This is a genomic window from Chryseobacterium sp. 2VB, assembly GCF_005503635.1.
Taxonomy (GTDB): domain Bacteria; phylum Bacteroidota; class Bacteroidia; order Flavobacteriales; family Weeksellaceae; genus Chryseobacterium; species Chryseobacterium cupriresistens.
Genome location: NZ_SCNC01000011.1, coordinates 133,496 through 150,928 on the forward strand (window position 1 = coordinate 133,496; position 17,433 = coordinate 150,928).

Below are 17,433 nucleotides of genomic sequence, written 5' to 3' on the forward strand. Positions count from 1 at the left end.
TATGAAACCATTTATTTTAATAATACTTTCTATCATGACACTTTTTTCCTGTTCAGATTTTAATCTTAGGTCGCGTAAAAACGAAAATAGAAATCAATATCCTCCTTCAAGAATGTTTACAGGAGACGGTTTATCAGCTGCCCAGAAAATGTTTGATGGAGATCTGAAAGGCATGGAAGAAATTATTAAGGAAAAAAATATTGATATCAATAAATTACAGGAGAACACAGGGTATACCTTACTGATGTATGCTTCTGTTATTGAAGATTTGAAAGCCATGGAAAAGCTTTTAGAGCTGGGAGCTGATCCTAATATTATAATACCTCATGAAGGTTTAGAGTCTCCTTTGAATCATGCTGTAGCACTTAATAATTACGAAATGCTGCAATTACTTTTCAAATATAAAGCCAGTCCTAACCCGGCTGTAGGGAATTCCCCTTTATCTGATGCAATGACCCTTGGAGGTGAGGAAAGTACCGAAAAGAAAATGATTGATTACTTACTTCAGAACGGCGCTGACATCAATAATGTTTCTTATAACGGAAGCAACATTATGGAAAGTGCTGCCAGGGATGATCTGGGTATGGCAGAATACTTTCTGGCCAAAGGAGGGTTGCCTAAAATAAAAGGAACAGACCTTTGCCCAATGGCAGAGTATATTCAGTATAAGGAAAAGCAGAAAAGTGACCGTAATCTGCCAGACTCTCCTTATTATCAAAAATTATTCGGAATTAAAAAACAGTTGGTTGATCAATATAATGTAGCGTTCCCATATAAGAAAGACACAATAGAAGAAGCAAAACTTAGAATAAGACAGTATGAATCTTTAAGTTCTAAAGATAAGCTATCAGTGAATTTCAAAAAAAATTACGGAGAAAATCTTTATCAGGAAGATTTAAACAGGGTTAAAGGAAAATGACAGTGTTTATAGCATTATTATTCCGGAAGTTTTTTTTGTCTTTGATGTGTGAAATATTTTAATTTCAAAGTTTTTTCTGTTTTTGATGTAACGTATTTATAACTAGTGTGTTAATTTAATATGTAAATCAATTATCGTAGAATTACGACAAGAAATCGTAGAATTACTACACTTTTTCAGATTTATATTCAATTTTTTTTTTAAGCCGTAAAGAGCTTCTATATTTGCTAACACAATCACTGAATAACAATATTAACGATTAAAATTTACAATCATGGCCGAAAGAAATTCAAGAGGAATCTTAAAATTCAACAACGGAGAAGGACAGAAGCTGTTAAAAATGAACTACAGCGTATCAAGATCTACAGACGTTTCAGGACGTGTAGCATCAGATCCTTCCAACGCATTGATCAAAGTGACAGTAGAAGCTACTGAAAAGTCAGACATCCTTGAAAGCTTACTGAACGGTAAATACAAACCGACAGTAGGAGAGATTACTTTCAACAAATCTCACGAAGAAGGAACATTGATCACTTTGAAATGGGAAAACGGATACGTTATCCAGCACGAAGTAGACTTCGATGCTATTGACAGCAACAGCATGCTGATCAGCTTCGTAGTAAGTGCTGAAACCATTGACTACGGTACTTCCCAGTACGCAGGACTATGGCCTTCAGCAGGTAAATAAGCCTATTCATCATCTTAGTAAAAATAAAATTGGTACAGAACAGCGGACAAGAGACGCTGTTCTGTTTTTTATTTAACAGGATCAGAATTTTTAAAATCATATCAAAGTCATATATCTCTTGAAGGTGTAATAATAAATTTCTGTTTATGCCCTTAATATATTTGTTATAAGGTATTTATCTTCTGTTTTTAAATCTAATGTCGTAGAATTACGACAATAAATCGTAGAACTACGACATCAAATCGTACAATTACTACACTTTTTCAGATTTCCTTTCAATTGCTTTTTTTTCAAAACCAGGGGCTTTATCTTTGTTATATAATTATTGAATTACAATTTATTACTAACGATTAAAATTTACAATCATGGCAGAAAGAAACTCAAGAGGAATCTTAAAATTCAACAACGGAGAAGGACAGAAGCTGTTAAAAATGAACTACAGCGTATCAAGATCTACAGACGTTTCAGGACGTGTAGCATCAGATCCTTCCAATGCATTAATCAAGGTGACAGTAGAAGCTACTGAAAAATCAGACATCCTTGAAAGCTTACTAAACGGTAAATACAAGCCGACAGTAGGAGAGATCACTTTCAACAAATCTCACGAAGAAGGAACACTGATCACTTTGAAATGGGAAAACGGATACGTTATCCAGCACGAAGTAGATTTCGATGCAGTAGACAGCAACAGTATGCTGATCAGCTTCGTAGTAAGTGCTGAAACCATTGATTACGGTACTTCTCAGTACGCAGGACTATGGCCTTCTTCAGGTAAATAATCCCATAAACTTAAATAAAAAAAGAAACAGTATGCCTTCGGGTATGCTGTTTTGTTTTTTTAACCCCATCCCGAACCTCGCATCCCGATACCCCGAAACCCTTCCTCAAACTATCAACTTTTACTCCTATTTTCTTATATTTGTTCATTATTCAAAATATGGACGCAACACAAGATAAAAGGCTGTTTCTCATCGATGCTTATGCGATGATTTTCAGAGGATATTACGCATTAATCAGAAATCCGAGACTCACCAGCAAAGGTCTGGATACTTCTGCCATCTTCGGTTTTACCAATTCTCTCATCGAATTGATCAGAAGAGAAAAACCAACACACCTGGCAGTAGTTTTTGATGTTGGACAGGCCAGTGTAAGAACTGATGATTTCTCAGAATATAAAGCCAACAGAAGCGAAACTCCCGAAGCAATCAAAATTGCAATTCCATATATCCACAAAATTCTGGAAGCAATGCACATCCCGATTCTTGGGGTGGAAGGATATGAAGCCGATGATGTCATTGGGACTATTGCATGCAAAGCCGAAAAAGAAGGATACACCACCTTCATGGTGACACCGGATAAAGATTTTGCACAGCTGGTTACGGATAAAATTAAAATTTATAAGCCAGGTTTAAAAGGCGGTGACATTGAAATTTTAGGCGTAGAAGAAGTAAAGGCAAAATATGAGATTGATGATCCTAAGCAGGTGATTGATTTCCTTGCCATGATGGGAGATGCCGTAGATAATATTCCTGGATTGGAAGGAGTAGGAGAGAAAACTGCCATGAAATTCCTGAAAGAATTCGGAAGCATTGAAAATTTACTAGCCAATACGGATAAACTGAAAGGAAAACTGAAAGAAAAAGTAGAAGCTTCCGCAGAACGTGGTATTATGTCTAAAAAATTAGCCACTATCATCTGTGATGCTCCTGTAGAATTCCATCAGGAACAATATGACCTGGAAACTCCGGATTTTGAAAAAGTAAAAGAGGTCTTTGACGAAATAGAATTCAGAAGACTATACGAAAACCTTTACAGGGCTTTCGCTCCTGCAGCTGTAGAAACAGTGGTTGTAAGTGAAGTAGAGGTAAAACAGACTCCGGCCGGAACTGAAGTAAAAGGGCAGGTGATGCAGCTTGATCTTTTTGCTAATTTTGAGGAACTGGAGCAGGCAACTTCTACAAAGTCTACGATTGAGAATAATGATCATCTGTATCAGTTTATTAATAATCCGAAAGCACAGAAAAAGCTGGTTGACAACCTGCTGGAGCAGAAAGTGGTGTGTTTCGATACGGAAACGACATCATTAAACGAACTGGAAGCAGAACTGGTGGGAATGAGCTTCTCTTATAAAAAAGGGCTTGCCTACTACATTCCTCTCTCTGAAAACAGAGAAGAAGTATTGCAGACCCTGGAGATTTTCAGACCGTTTTTCGAAAAAGAAGACCTGCTGAAAGTAGCGCACAACCTTAAATTTGATTACAAAGTTTTAAAACAATACGATATCACCGTGAAAGGCGCCATGTTTGATACAATGATCGCCCACTACCTCCTGAACCCGGACGGAAGACACGGGATGGATTATCTCTCAGAAGTATACCTGAACTATAAACCGGTATCCATTGAAACCATTATCGGAAAAAAAGGAAAAAAACAGGGGAATTTCAGAGATGCTGATCTGAGAATACAAACAGATTATGCAGCGGAAGATGCAGATGTAACTTTCCAGTTGTATGAGCTATTCGCACCACAGCTGAAAAAGGAGAACCTGGAAGAGCTTTTCTTTAACATTGAAATGCCTCTGATGGAAGTACTGGCAAAAATGGAACTTGCAGGAATTTCTCTGGATGAAAAATGGTTGGCGCAGGAAAGTGTTGACCTTGAGAATGATCTGAAACAGCTTGAAACAAAGATTTTTGAACTTTCAGGAGAAGAATTCAATATGAATTCACCGAAGCAGCTGGGAGAGATTCTGTTTGAAAAATTACAGCTCGATCCAAAAGCGAAGAAAACAAAAACAGGGCAATATGCAACATCAGAAGATGTGCTTCAGAAGCTGAATTCAAAACATGAAATCATCAAGCATATCCTGGAATACAGAACATACCAGAAATTAAAATCAACCTATGTAGACGCTCTGCCTTCACAGATCGAGAAAAAAGATAACCGAGTACACACCAACTTCTCACAGACTACAGCAGCTACAGGCCGTTTGGCAAGTGTAAACCCCAACCTGCAGAATATTCCGATCCGAACGTTGAGAGGACAGCAGATTCGTGGTGCTTTTGTTTCCGGAGAAGGAAAAAAGATTATCTCTGCCGATTATTCACAGATTGAACTTCGTTTAATTGCTGAAATTTCAGGAGAAGATAATATGATCAAAGCCTTCCAGGATGGAGAAGATATTCACGCTTCCACAGCGGCAAAACTCTTTAAAATTCCTTTGGCTGAGGTATCCAAAACCCAGAGAAGCCAGGCTAAAACTGTAAACTTTGGAATTATCTACGGACAAGGAGCTTTTGCTTTGGCAGAACAAACCGGATTGTCCCGTACAGAAGCCAAACAGATGATCGAAGCATATTTCGAAACGTATCCGAAACTGAAGGAGTACATGGCTGAGCAGGTGAACAAAGCACGCCAGGTGGGATATGTGGAAACCATATTGGGAAGAAAGCGCCATCTGAAAGATATCAATTCCAACAATTTCGTGGTAAGAGGTCATGCAGAAAGAAATGCGGTAAACGCACCGGTTCAGGGAAGTGCTGCCGATATTGTTAAAATTGCCATGATCAAAATTGCCAGAGAGCTTGAAGAGCAGCAGCTTACAACAAAAATGCTTCTTCAGGTACATGACGAACTGGTGTTTGAATCTCCCATAGACGAGATTGACGCCGCTTCAAAACTGATCAAAACTGAAATGGAAAGTGCCCTGAAAACACAGGTTCCGTTATTGGTAGAGATTGGAGTAGGAAATAACTGGCTTGAAGCACATTAAATACTTAAAATTATACCTTAAATAAAAAACTTCCGTCTTGTAGGCGGAAGTTTTATTTTGTTAGAACTGGACAGCTTACTCTTGTCCTACAGAATTATAAACATTGCTGACAACTTCATCAGGAGAAACATTTTCAAATAAGAATCTTTCTTTTTTTACCTGTATTTTTTTAGTTTCAGACGGCATTTCTTCTTCCATGGTATTTACTGTTTCCAGTGTTACTTTACCTTTCATAGGCTCATAATAGAGGGCAGAGTGGGAACCCGCACTCATATTATACGTTTCAACATAGGTAAGAATCAGGTCGTCATTCACATATTTGAATTTACTGAACTGATTACCATAAGGTCCGATATCATAAAGATTGATATCCAATGTTCCTTTTTCAATACTGATGTCTTCAGGATCGTGTATTTTATAGCCAGATTCATTGTATTCATCGGGAAGAACGGTTTCAGAACTTTTAAATAACCGGTATGTTTTGTCAGGATTCTTTAGAAGGACTATCATGGTTCTCTGTGCTAAAGTGTCGTCTTTTTTTCTAAGAACCAATGCTTTATCAGGAAGTCCGTCCTGGTTGAGATCACCTTCGGTTTCGTATTGAATTTCATATGGATTGGATACAAAATCTGAGACTTGTTTTCCTGCTGTCAACTGCTCCTTCTGAACTGGTGCCGTATCCTTTTTTATAATGCCCGAAGAGTTTTTCGGAGTCTGTGTTTTGGTTTTGTTACATGAATAAGCAATTAAAGAAGCAAAAAGTAAAGAGGAAATGATTTTTTTCAATGGTTTTTGTTTTTAAGATACAAATCTAGCTTTTATTTCCTGATAATGTAAAATTACGACACACAAACATCCCAGTACGGTAACAGGAAGAAAGGAAAGTGAAACTGTATATTGCATTTCCGAATTGAAGTCGTAATTACTCCAGGAAGATTCCCTGTCTACAAATAGGGTGTAGTTCCAAAATAACCAGACAAAGATCAGCAACAGGAATTCGACTGAAACCTTGAAGATAATCTTTTTAACAAAGAAAAGCAGAGAAAAGACAATTGATAAGAACCCACCGGCTATAAGGGATATATACACCGCATCTTCAAAAAATGAACAGTCTATACAGCCGCTTGAAACACGTTCTGAAAGGGTTCCCATTGACCAGTAAAATTGTAAGAATGTAACCACTGAAATAAAGATGGTAATAATGAGCCATCTCTTCAGAAAAGAGTAGAATTGATGAGGTTTGGATTCTTTCATGATGTTCAAATATCTGAATTATTTTATCATTCTTACAATAGCTAAATCATCTGTAGGTTTTACTCCGTACTGATGTTCCAACTGCTTTAGTTTCCTGTTAAGCATTTCTTCAGTTTGGCTATTCTGACGGTCTATCATTAAATATTCAGCAAAATTGATCATTTCTTCAGAATTCGTTTTTTTAATTTTTGAAAAGCTCAAAATACCATCAGTAGCAATGGAAACATCATCCAGACAATCAAAAAATAATTTCTGAGACTGACGGGAATACCATTCTTCAAAGTCTTCATAAAGATGATAAGCTAAATAATCCGGTCTATTATTACGGTCAAATTCCGTGATATTTCCATTGATACAGACAACTCCGTCACCAATGGCTAGGATGAATCCTTCGTCCTTTGTGATGTCGTAAATCAGGATTATAAGAGTAGATAACAACTCTTTTTCGTCCAGCATCAGATGATTTTTTACAAATTTGAGTTCATTGAATAAACCTTTTATGATTTTTTTGAGCTCTTCTTCCAGACTCTGCTGGCTGCCTTTTTCATATAAAGCCTTGTAACCGTTTTCAATAATGATTTTACGTAAAATCTTTCCAGTAAGTGTTGACGCAAAATGACTGTCCATAGCTGTAGAGCATCCATCCATCACAGCACACAAAATCTTATCAGAACTGATTTTTTTGATGAGAAGATCGTCTTCACAATGGTTAATATGATAATCTCCGATTTGTAGAGTAGAATATAAATTCATTACATGCTAAAATAGATTTATTTTTTTTAATGTAACCTTATTTCATCCTCATTATAGATATAAAATAGCAACAAGTGATCACACGTATCATGAAATCACTTGTTGCCGGTGTTGAGAAAGCAGTTTTGCTTTGGTTATTAAATATCGTATTCTATTTCTCCCATATAATGCAGTGAAAAATCATCATTTTCTACAGAAACAGGATTAGGAATAACAAATCTTGTGGCGAAAATAATAGCATTTACGGGCGTATCCAGACTGAGTTCGTTTAATTTATTTTCCAGAACCGGAAGCCATTGGTCAGCATAAGAATACTCTGCAAACTTATCATAAAGACTGAGGCTTTCATCCTCAAAACCATATTCTATAAAATCATCATCAAACCATTTGATGCTCTGTGATTCTGCAAACCTGGAAACATACTGATCATCAGTTTCTTCCTCTATATAGTAATTTTCATCCTCTTCTACAAAGTTGTAAAAGTCTTCTTCACTCTTGAAATATCCTAACCAGAAGTGTGAAATTTCTTTATCCATAATTGTATATAAGTATTATTTTTTTTGATTTTTTTAATAAGTGATATTTTCCCACGTTGATAAATATCCCTTTGATACAAGATAATTCCTGCAATCAAAATGCAACATTACAAAAGTTTTTCGTGAAACAAATTTTTGGGGCAGCAACGCAAAATCTCCTCAGCAAAGATAGTTCCTTAATAGTATTTATTGTAAATTTATTCTCAGTTTAAATTATAAAAGATGGATTTTCTTCAGGACCATTACTTTATTAAAAATGAATTGCTGCTGATCCTTATTTCAGTTATTCTAGGACTGTTTATTGGTGCAGAACGTGAATACCGTAATAAGTCGGCCGGTCTCAGGACCTTTATTCTCGTATGTTTTGGTGCCTGCCTGTTTACCATACTTTCTATAAAAATAGGTGTGGACAATCCGGATCGTCTTGCCGCCAATATTATTACAGGAATCGGATTTCTGGGCGCAGGAGTCATTTTCAAAAGCGATAATAAAATTGAAGGAATTACCACAGCAACTACTATCTGGGCAACTGCTTCTATTGGAATGGCTGTAGGTTCCGGTTATGTTTATATTGCATTGTTGGGAACTACGTTGGTATTACTTATTTTAAGTGCCCTGACTTATCTCCAGAATTTTATTGATAATTATAATAAAGTAAGGGAATACAAAATTGCTGTAACAGACTCGCAGGATATTAAATATTGTGAAAATATATTTAAAGAAAATCATTTAAGATATCAGATGCTTAAACAGCAGTATTCCCAGGAAAGCTTTACCGTTATATGGAGGCTTACCGGAAAAAATAGCCATCATGAGGAAGTCATCGGCCGTCTGGTGGATGATCCGAAAATTAAAGCGTATCAGTTTTAGACGGTAAAAAAGCAAAAAAAGTAAAGGCCGAAGCCTTTACTTTTATTTTTTCTTAAATACATAAAGATCTTTGTTAGGGCCATTGATCTCTTTTCCCTCCATATCCAGTTGGATCAACATATTCTCACCCACTTTATATTTATATTGGGCTGTTTTCCCTTTTAAAGTAATCATGCTTCCTGTAGCATCCCATTCAAAAGAGCCTTTATCCTGATTTTTTGAATTTCTCTCAAGATATTCCTCCGTGATACTGAATGTTTTATCATCATTCAATGTTAAAGATGTCTTGATTCCCGGACAATCTGCACAAGGAACTGTTGCTTCATAAGTTCCGGCCCAGTCCAGAGCATTTTCAGACGTATCACCAGCAGCTGTAGGAGTAGCTTTAGTGATGCTGTCTGCAGCAACAGGTTGTACAGCCGTAGCAGAATCTGTAGTCGCTGTTGTTTCAGTGGTTTCTTTTTTAGAACATGAAGCAAGGAACAGAGCTGATGCCATTCCCAACATGAGCATCTTACTTTTCATCATAATAATTAATTTAAGGATGTTTTTAATAATAAAGTTACTTCCAATCAACAAAAATTGAGCCAGAAGAACATTGAACAGCAGATTGAGCAATGGTGAATAGTCAATTCGCTACGCTTGTCAATTTTTAATGAATTTACTTATTGTTTGATTATAAAAATTCACCATTCACTTGCGAAGCAAATTGACCATTGACGATTCAACTTTTGAATGCATTGTGAATGGTGAATAGCCAATTCGCTTCGCTTGTCAATTTTTAATGAATTTACTTACTGTTTGATTATAAAAATTCACCATTCACTTGCGAAGCAAATTCACTATTGACGATCTCTATTTTCAAAAACGAACTCTTAGTAACTTTTCCCCCCGTTTTATAAAGCATGTTCATATTTTTCTTTGTAAATTGGGGCAAAATTTTGATTATGACAAAAAAGATACTTTTATCTGTATTTCTTTTGCCAGCTGCAATGGCATTTGCGCAACAATATGGAGGAATGTGGATTCCTACAGAGCTGAATGAAAAGGAAATGAAGGATTTAGGAATGAAGATTTCTGCAAAAGATATTTTCAATCCTCAGAAACCAAGCATTAAAGATGCGGTTGTACAGTTTAACGGCGGATGTACTGCAGAAATTATTTCGCCTAAAGGATTGCTTTTAACGAACCATCACTGTGGTTTTGGGCAGATTCAGTCACACTCTACCGTTCAGAATGATCTTCTTTCAAACGGATTCTGGGCAAAAAATACAGATGGTGAACTTCCTAACCCAGGAGTAAAAGTAGATTTTATTGTAGATATAAAAGAAGTTACTGATCCTATTTTAGAAGGTACGGACAATCTTACAGAACCTGAACTTACTAAAAAGATCAACAACAATATTGAGGTGTATAAAAACTCTCAAAAAATTGAATCTTACCAGTCGATCATGGTAAAACCAATGTATTATGGAAACAAATACTATGCTTATACCATCGAAACGTATAAAGATATCCGTCTTGTAGGAGCTCCTCCTCAAAGCATCGGTAAATTCGGAAGCGATACAGACAACTGGGTTTGGCCGAGACACACCGGAGATTTCTCGATGTTCAGGATTTATGCAGACAAGAACAACAAACCTGCAGAATATTCAAAAGACAATGTGCCTTACGTTCCAAAGCACTATTTACCGGTTTCTATCAAAGATAAAAACGAGAACGATTTTACTTTTGTTTTCGGATTCCCGGGAAGAACTACAGAATACCTTCCTGCAATCGCTGTAGAGAAGATCATGAAAGATATTGACCCTGCAAGAATTGCGGTACGTGATGTGGCTCTGAAAACGTTGGACGAAAAAATGCGTGTTGACAATGAAACCCGTATCAAATATGCTTCAAAATATGCTTCAGTAGCCAACTACTGGAAAAAATGGATCGGTGAAGTAGAAGGATTGAAAAAATCCAATGCTGTAGAAAAGAAAGTAATGTATGAAGGTTCTTTGGTCGCTAAAAATCCTGAGATCAAAAATACTTTGGATCAGCTGAATAAATTGTACAATGATCAGGCTCCTTATGCATTAAACAACGCTTACTATACAGAAGTAATCAAAAATGCGGAGACTTTGAAATTAGCTGGTGATTATTATGATTTCGTTGCGTCTGTAGAAGCAGGAAGAATGGATGAAAAAGAACTATCAAAGCTGAAAACGAAATTAACTTCTTTCTATAAAGATTACAGTGCTGAGCTTGATGCAAAAGTAACTGCAAAACTATTGGCTTTGTACGTTAATAAAACGGCACCTCAGTTTTTACCGGCAGGATTCAGCAAATATAAAGATGAGAACGCTAATATTCCTGTTGTAGAAGACATGTCTAAAAACTCTGTCATTACAGGAAGAACTGCCGTAAACGGAGGAACTTTAACTGCTGATATTGATAAAGCATTTTCTAATCAGGATAAACTGATCAGGACTTTAAAGAAAGACCCTATTTATCAATTATATGTTTCTATGAAGGAAACCTATATGAAAACTGCAGATCCGCAATACACTTCAATGCAGGCAAAAATTGATGCTCTGCAGAAAAAATTCATGGCGCAGCAGATGCAGACGGATAAAGACAGAAAATTCTTCCCGGATGCGAACTCAACACTTCGTGTAACTTACGGTAAAGTAAAAGGTTCTACTCCTAGAGATGCCGTTTCTTACGGGTACCAGACTCACCTTGCAGGGGTAATGGAAAAATATGTTCCCGGAGATTATGAATTTGATGTTCCAAAGAAACTGATTGATCTTTACAACAAAAAAGATTTCGGAATCTATAAAGATAAAACGGGTGATGTTCCAGTAGGATTCACTGCTACCAACCATACAACCGGAGGAAACTCGGGAAGCCCGGCTCTTGATGCTAACGGAAACCTTGTCGGATTGAATTTCGACAGACAGTGGGAAGGAACGATGAGTGATATCAATTATGACCCGCGTTTCAGCAGAAACATCATGGTAGATACAAAATATATTCTTTTCATCATTGATAAGTTCGCAGATTCAAAGTGGATTGTTGATGAAATGAAGATCATAAAATAATTTTAAAAGTTATACCTTTAAGAATCTATTTGAATTGAGTTTTGAATAGATTCTTTTTTATTTACAATAGGATGAAAGAAAGGATCATCAATGTTTTGGCAGCTTTTGAAACTGGGAATATCGGAAAATCATTTCCGCTGGACTATTGTCTGCCACTTTATCACAGTGTTTCCGACAAAGAACTTCCTCATTTAAAACATGTGATCCGCTATAAAACGACTCAGCAGTTTGAAGAAGATCTTGATCATATGGCCAGGAATTTTCAGTTTGTGAACTGGCAGGAATTTAAGGATTATAGGGCCGGAAGTTTTAAGCCTTCAAAAAAAATTGCCCTTTTAACTTTTGATGACGGTTTCAGAGAGTTTTATGATATTGCGGCTCCCATTTTGGAACGTAAAGGAATTTATGCCTGTAATTTTATCAATCCTGCTTTCATTGATAATAAAGAGATGATGTTCAGATGTAAGGCAAGCCTGCTTGCCGATGCTGCTGAAAAAATAAAAACCATAGATCCCGAAATTTATTTTATCCTGTCGTTGAAAAATATGGATAGAAGGATTTTACAAAAGAAAATTTTATCCATAAATTATCAGGAAAAAGATATTCTGGATCAGCTTGGTGAAAAACTTGAGGTAGATTTTAAAGCCTATTCAAAACAGTACCAACCTTATTTAAGTACGGATCAATTAAAAGAACTTACCCGAAAAGGCTTCGGAATCTCTTCGCACAGCTGGGATCATCCCAAATATGGCGATTTGTCTTTGAAAGAACAGATGACAACAACTGACAGAACCTTTGCCTATTTAAAAGAAAATGGTTTTTTGTACGAAAGTTTTGCATTCCCGTTTACCGATTTTGAAGTAAAGAAAGATTTTTTTGATGAACTTTATAAAAATGAAGAGATCTACTGCAGCTTTGGGTGTGCCGGTATAAAACTGGACAGTGTGAAGAGAAACTTTCAAAGAATTCCTATGGAAATGGGAGAGAGTGGAGCTCGGATATTGAAAAAAGAAACAGCTTATTTCAGATTGAAAAGCCTGATGAATAAAAATACGATTGTGAGAAAATGATAGCGCTGAAAACATTCAATAGAAAAGAACTGGAAGATTTTATATCCTCCGGAGCTTTCCGGCAGTATGATTTCCTTCCGGTTACCAGACACCGTGCGCTGTCTCATATTCAGAATCCAAAAGCAGCAGACGAAGATACACTTCTTATTCTTGCTTTTTATGAAGAAAAACTGATCGGTTATGTGGGATGTTTTCCGGATTGTTTTATCATTGATGGAAAAGAAATCCGCTATGCCTGGCTCAGTACCCTGTATGTAAACCCGGAATACAGAAAAAAAAGACCGGCGAAAGCATTGCTGAAAAAAGTTTTTGAAGAATACGAAGGCCGGATTGCCATTACAGAATTTACCAAAGAAGCAGAAGCACTCTACAATATTATGGGTGTTTTTGACTATGTTTTTCCCAAAGAAGGCAAACGCTACTACTTCAGAACCGATGCCGCTAAAATGATTCCTGAAAAGAAACCGGAAACACAACCGTTGAAACCTCTTTTTCAAATTCTGGATGCTGCTGCCAATGGAGTGATCTCAATAAAGAACCTGGCCGCACCAAAACCAGATTTTAAATATGAAGTTCTGGATCACATCGACAAAGAAAGTGCAGATTTTATGAATAGGTTTCCCGGGATGCGCAATGCAGACGAAATCAATTCTTTTATAGAAAATCCCTGGGTTTTGGAAGGCAAAAAAGATGAAAAATACCTGTTTTCAAGTTTTGCCGACAGCTTTAAATATTTCTGGATCAAAATTTTAAATAAAAATAACAAGATTACATCCTGTTTTCTGCTGCAGCTCCGTGATGGCTATCTTAAAATACCTTACCTTTTTACGGACGGTAATTTCGATGAGGTTATCCGGTTTTTACAGTATTTCATCGTGAGTCATAAAGTAAAAGGCTTTACTTCTTATCAAACCGTACTAAACAGGGAAATACAACAGTCAAAAGTATTTTCCCCTATCTATGAACGTGATTTTAAAAGGGAGTACCTGTTTCATAAAAATCTTTTGGAATTGCTTCCCGGTCATTTTAACCCAAACTATCAGGATGGTGACGGAGATTGCATGATGACGTAATAGAATGATGAATGATGAATGATGAATGATGAATGATGAGCTACACGTGATCAATTATCATTCATTACTTATAAAAAAACAAACCGCCCGATAGAATGATCAGGCGGTTTGTTTTTTAATGTCCAAAAATATCTTTCAGACTTACTTCTTTAAATATCCCCATTTTGTTGACAGCTTCCATATCAAGATTCTCTTTTTTGCCGATAATAGCGGTGTTAAAATGTATTGATTTGACTTCTGTCTGATAAAAATGCTTGATATCCTCAAATGCCAAGTGCTGGATCTGTTCATAAATATCTTTTCTGAAATCATGATAGATATTTAATTTCTGCAGTCTTAAGGTATTGAAGAATATATTGTTTCGGGTAACCCTTGTTGAAGCAATCTGTTTCAAAGCTGCATTTCTGGCATTCTCAAACTGAATAGGAACTTCCGGAAGCTCGTTCATCAGTTCATTCAGGGTATCTACAGCGATCATAAGCTTGTCAGGCTGGGTTCCGATATAGGTCGTTACATAATTGGGATGGTTCAGTTCCGAGTTCGCGGCATAAGAAACATAAGCAGAGTAGGCAAGACTTTTACTTTCCCGCATCTCCTGGAAAACAATGGAAGATAACCCTCTTCCGAAATATTCATTGAAAACATTGATTTTTCCAAAATGAAGCGGGTTCACCTTGTTTCCTTTACCAATCTTGCTCATTTCCATCTGAACCATATCATAGTTGATGAAATACACGTTTCCTCCGGTTGCCGGTTCCGGATACAGTTTGGCTTCCGGTATCTGAAGGCTTTCAGGTTCTATGTACTCACCAATGTATTTTGTAAAGGTTTCAAAATTTTTACCATAGAAAAATACCTGATAAGGATATTGGAAAAGCTTTTTCATTCTGTCTGTAAAAACTTCAGCACTGCTGTTTTCAAGCTCTTCCTTAGAAATAACATCCGTAAAACGCGAGTTGCTGCCCAGCTTTGTATAATTGTTCAGGGCCGTTATAATACGGTTTTTATCTTTCTTCATGGCCTGGCGGTTTTCCAGTACTGTTCCCACAAACTGATTATAGATTTCCTGATCAGGCTGCACATCGCGCATCCAATGCTGAAGAAGGGCAATTCCTTTTTCTATATTTTCTTCCAGTCCGCTCAGTGAGATGGTCAGCTGATTGTTCGTTGTTTTAAAATCATTGCTGATTCCGATTTTGAAAAATTCCTTTTTTAAATCCTCCGGCGAAAGGGTATCAGTTCCCAAATACTGAAGAAGCTGAGTTGAAACCCCTAAATCTCTGTCATGATCACTTCCAAAAGAGAAAATGAAATGTACCTGAGCAATATCGTTGTATTTATTCTTTACGAAACTTAATTTCTTTCCGTTACGCTCATCTGTAACGATTTCTTTTTGATAATCAATAAATTCAGGCTTGATATCCTCAGTTTTATCCGCTAAAATCTCTTTCAGAAACTCTGACTGCGTATCACGGTTGATCTTAACAGGAGTGATTCCTGGATTTTCAACCCTGATCAGTTTGTCGTTTACCCCTTTTTCTTTATTCACAACCACATAGTTTTCCTTGAAAAACTCATTGGCAAAATTCACTACGTCATCTTTGGTGAAAGAAGCATACTCATCCATTTCATTCAGTTCCTCTTCCCAGGTTCTTCCTTTTATATAAGAATCGTAAAGATTGGTGGCAAGACCTTCGGCGGTTTCAAGACCTTTCATTCTCTGAAGTTTGAAATCATTGATGATGGCTGGCAGCATCCAGTCCGGAAAATCTCCTTTCTTGATCAGTTCAATTTCATCCAGTACCATATTCTTTGCTTCCTCCAGGGTCTGTGTTTCCTTAGGAACCGCAACAATAGAAAAATATCCATACTGTCTTAATCCTACAGAAAAAGCTTGAGCCCAAAGCATCTTCTGAGTCTGGTTAATGTGTAGATCCAATAATCCGGCTTCTCCTCTGTTGCTGAGAATATTGGCAACTATATCAGCCAGCATTGCTTCTCTTGTTCCATAGCTATCTGTTCTCCATGCAAGCTGAGTACGTGGAGTAGTAGGGCTTTTTACTGTTCTGGCTACAACTTCTGTAATAGGCTGTTCAGTAATGGGTGTTTTTGCAGGAAGCTCTTTATAAGGTAAAGTCCCGAAATACTGATCAACTAATTGGATCGTTTCATCGAAATCAAGATCCCCAACCAATACCATAGCATAATTATTAGGAACATAATATTCATCAAAATACTTATGAATAGCCTTCATCGATGGATTTTTCAGGTGTTCCGGTTTTCCCAGCGTTGTTTGCTGCCCGTTGGGATGAGTGGGAAAAAGAGCATCCATCAGTTCGTAGTTCACAAGTCTTGTATCATTGTCTTGCGCCCTGTTGAACTCCTCGTATACCGATTCCAGCTCAGTATGAAAAAGACGAAGGACAATTTCAGAGAACCTTTCCTTTTCTATTTTCAGCCATTTTTCAAGTTCATTATTCGGAATATTGTTTTTGTAAACCGTTTCATCAAACCAGGTATGCGCATTGGTACCACTGGCTCCCAGAGAAGAAATCGCTTTATCATATTCATTGGCAATGGCATATTGGCTGGCTTCCTGGGAAACTTCATCAATCTTTTTGTAGATTTCCCTTTTCTTTTCAGGATTCTGTTCCGCTTTATGTTCTTCATATAAAGCCGAGATCTGATCAAGAAGTTCTTTTTCCTTTTCCCAGTTCTGGGTTCCGATTTTTGAAGTTCCTTTAAACATCATATGCTCAAGATAATGTGCCAGCCCTGTATTATCAGCCGGATCATTATTACTTCCTGTTCTTACCGGAATGAAGGTTTGTATTCTTGGGGCATCAAAATTCTGAGCAAGAAAAACCTTTAATCCATTTTTCAAAGTATAGATTCTGACGTTATTTTCGTCATGGGTTACCGTAATATAGTCGTATTGGTTGTTATCTGTATGTACCGTTTCCTTATATTTTCTGTCTGTCATATATAAAACTCATTTCATCCCTTAGAAACCGGAATGCACTACAAATGTAAGGAATCAAAAAAAATGTTAGCCTCTTTTTATCATTATTACATCTATTATTACAGTTGAGAAGGTGAATCATTCTACAGAAACTGTTTGTCAATCCCGTATACCATTATATACAATCACTATAATTTCATATTCCCAACTCTCCAACTCTCGAACTTTATAAGGAGCTATTTCCTGCTATCCATTCCTACTCCTCGCGCCCGTGCACTCCAACGCTGTCACCCTGAGCGAAGCCGAAGGGCTCCACACCTAAAACCGACCCTCCGACGCAAGCTGCGGGGTAACCATTTCTATCAGGGCTAGGGTAGGAGTCGTTAATGATAAGTGGTTAATGATGAATGATGAATGATGAATGATGAGGTTCTGGTTATTGAGTTTCGA

General features: G+C 36.9%; 14 protein-coding genes. 8 read left to right on the forward strand and 6 right to left on the reverse strand.

Annotated features, from left to right (window positions below; genetic code table 11):
* Position 1: 1 nt before the first annotated feature.
* The 4 genes from FFS26_RS12510 (at position 2) to polA (ending at position 5,379) form a co-directional block, all read left to right on the forward strand.
* A complete protein-coding gene (locus FFS26_RS12510) occupies positions 2-919 on the forward strand; it encodes an ankyrin repeat domain-containing protein (protein WP_228406595.1) in 918 nt (305 codons plus the stop codon).
* Positions 920-1,193: 274 nt separating this feature from the next.
* Positions 1,194-1,607 carry a type VI secretion system tube protein TssD gene (gene tssD, locus FFS26_RS12515; protein ID WP_053328223.1) on the forward strand — a complete coding sequence of 138 codons (414 nt, stop codon included), beginning with the start codon at positions 1,194-1,196 and terminating at the stop codon, positions 1,605-1,607.
* Between the two features lie 365 nt (positions 1,608-1,972).
* Entirely contained in the window at positions 1,973-2,386 is a 414-nt protein-coding gene (gene tssD, locus FFS26_RS12520) for a type VI secretion system tube protein TssD (RefSeq protein ID WP_062675327.1), read from the forward strand.
* 158 nt (positions 2,387-2,544) lie between these two features.
* Positions 2,545-5,379: a DNA polymerase I gene (gene polA / locus FFS26_RS12525; RefSeq protein WP_110011676.1), complete on the forward strand. Its 2,835-nt coding sequence runs from the start codon at positions 2,545-2,547 to the stop codon at positions 5,377-5,379.
* Between the two features lie 75 nt (positions 5,380-5,454).
* Here the strand turns inward: polA and FFS26_RS12530 are convergent, their stop codons facing one another.
* The 4 genes from FFS26_RS12530 to FFS26_RS12545 all read right to left on the reverse strand — a co-directional run bounded on the left by FFS26_RS12530 (position 5,455) and on the right by FFS26_RS12545 (position 7,922).
* Positions 5,455-6,165, reverse strand: a complete 711-nt coding sequence (locus FFS26_RS12530; protein WP_137905166.1) for a hypothetical protein — start codon at positions 6,163-6,165, stop codon at positions 5,455-5,457.
* Between the two features lie 12 nt (positions 6,166-6,177).
* Complete coding sequence (locus FFS26_RS22705; protein ID WP_185149759.1) at positions 6,178-6,633, reverse strand: hypothetical protein; 456 nt, start codon at positions 6,631-6,633, stop codon at positions 6,178-6,180.
* Between the two features lie 18 nt (positions 6,634-6,651).
* Positions 6,652-7,386: a protein phosphatase 2C domain-containing protein gene (locus FFS26_RS12540; protein WP_110011678.1), complete on the reverse strand. Its 735-nt coding sequence runs from the start codon at positions 7,384-7,386 to the stop codon at positions 6,652-6,654.
* Positions 7,387-7,523: 137 nt separating this feature from the next.
* A complete protein-coding gene (locus tag FFS26_RS12545) occupies positions 7,524-7,922 on the reverse strand; it encodes an immunity 22 family protein (protein WP_110011679.1) in 399 nt (132 codons plus the stop codon).
* Positions 7,923-8,144: 222 nt separating this feature from the next.
* Between FFS26_RS12545 and FFS26_RS12550 the strand changes: the two genes are divergently transcribed.
* Positions 8,145-8,792, forward strand: coding sequence for an MgtC/SapB family protein (locus tag FFS26_RS12550; RefSeq protein ID WP_137905167.1), 648 nt, complete (start codon positions 8,145-8,147; stop codon positions 8,790-8,792).
* 42 nt (positions 8,793-8,834) lie between these two features.
* Here the strand turns inward: FFS26_RS12550 and FFS26_RS12555 are convergent, their stop codons facing one another.
* On the reverse strand, positions 8,835-9,320 hold the full coding sequence (locus FFS26_RS12555) for a copper resistance protein NlpE (protein WP_228406596.1): 486 nt from the start codon (positions 9,318-9,320) through the stop codon (positions 8,835-8,837).
* Between the two features lie 419 nt (positions 9,321-9,739).
* Between FFS26_RS12555 and FFS26_RS12560 the strand changes: the two genes are divergently transcribed.
* The 3 genes from FFS26_RS12560 (at position 9,740) to FFS26_RS12570 (ending at position 14,021) form a co-directional block, all read left to right on the forward strand.
* A complete protein-coding gene (locus FFS26_RS12560) occupies positions 9,740-11,878 on the forward strand; it encodes a S46 family peptidase (RefSeq protein ID WP_137905168.1) in 2,139 nt (712 codons plus the stop codon).
* Between the two features lie 71 nt (positions 11,879-11,949).
* Entirely contained in the window at positions 11,950-12,948 is a 999-nt protein-coding gene (locus FFS26_RS12565) for a polysaccharide deacetylase family protein (RefSeq protein WP_137905169.1), read from the forward strand.
* The gene (locus FFS26_RS12570) at positions 12,945-14,021 is read left to right on the forward strand and encodes a GNAT family N-acetyltransferase (RefSeq protein WP_137905170.1); all 1,077 of its coding nucleotides are present in this window, start codon (positions 12,945-12,947) and stop codon (positions 14,019-14,021) included. Before FFS26_RS12565 ends, FFS26_RS12570 begins: the two co-directional genes overlap by 4 nt.
* Positions 14,022-14,136: 115 nt before the next feature.
* Here FFS26_RS12570 and FFS26_RS12575 read toward each other — a convergent pair whose 3' ends face one another.
* Positions 14,137-17,004 carry a M16 family metallopeptidase gene (locus FFS26_RS12575; RefSeq protein ID WP_137905171.1) on the reverse strand — a complete coding sequence of 956 codons (2,868 nt, stop codon included), beginning with the start codon at positions 17,002-17,004 and terminating at the stop codon, positions 14,137-14,139.
* Positions 17,005-17,433: the final 429 nt, after the last annotated feature.

Bases quoted from the DNA above. Each gene is read 5' to 3' on its own strand.
- FFS26_RS12510 (WP_228406595.1), top strand. From the start codon at position 2: ATGAAACCATTTATTTTAATAATACTTTCTATCATGACACTTTTTTCC.
- tssD (WP_053328223.1), top strand. From the start codon at position 1,194: ATGGCCGAAAGAAATTCAAGAGGAATCTTAAAATTCAACAACGGAGAA.
- tssD (WP_062675327.1), top strand. From the start codon at position 1,973: ATGGCAGAAAGAAACTCAAGAGGAATCTTAAAATTCAACAACGGAGAA.
- polA (WP_110011676.1), top strand. From the start codon at position 2,545: ATGGACGCAACACAAGATAAAAGGCTGTTTCTCATCGATGCTTATGCG.
- FFS26_RS22705 (WP_185149759.1), bottom strand. From the start codon at position 6,633: ATGAAAGAATCCAAACCTCATCAATTCTACTCTTTTCTGAAGAGATGG.
- FFS26_RS12540 (WP_110011678.1), bottom strand. From the start codon at position 7,386: ATGAATTTATATTCTACTCTACAAATCGGAGATTATCATATTAACCAT.
- FFS26_RS12545 (WP_110011679.1), bottom strand. From the start codon at position 7,922: ATGGATAAAGAAATTTCACACTTCTGGTTAGGATATTTCAAGAGTGAA.
- FFS26_RS12550 (WP_137905167.1), top strand. From the start codon at position 8,145: ATGGATTTTCTTCAGGACCATTACTTTATTAAAAATGAATTGCTGCTG.
- FFS26_RS12555 (WP_228406596.1), bottom strand. From the start codon at position 9,320: ATGATGAAAAGTAAGATGCTCATGTTGGGAATGGCATCAGCTCTGTTC.
- FFS26_RS12560 (WP_137905168.1), top strand. From the start codon at position 9,740: ATGACAAAAAAGATACTTTTATCTGTATTTCTTTTGCCAGCTGCAATG.
- FFS26_RS12565 (WP_137905169.1), top strand. From the start codon at position 11,950: ATGAAAGAAAGGATCATCAATGTTTTGGCAGCTTTTGAAACTGGGAAT.
- FFS26_RS12570 (WP_137905170.1), top strand. From the start codon at position 12,945: ATGATAGCGCTGAAAACATTCAATAGAAAAGAACTGGAAGATTTTATA.
- FFS26_RS12575 (WP_137905171.1), bottom strand. From the start codon at position 17,004: ATGACAGACAGAAAATATAAGGAAACGGTACATACAGATAACAACCAA.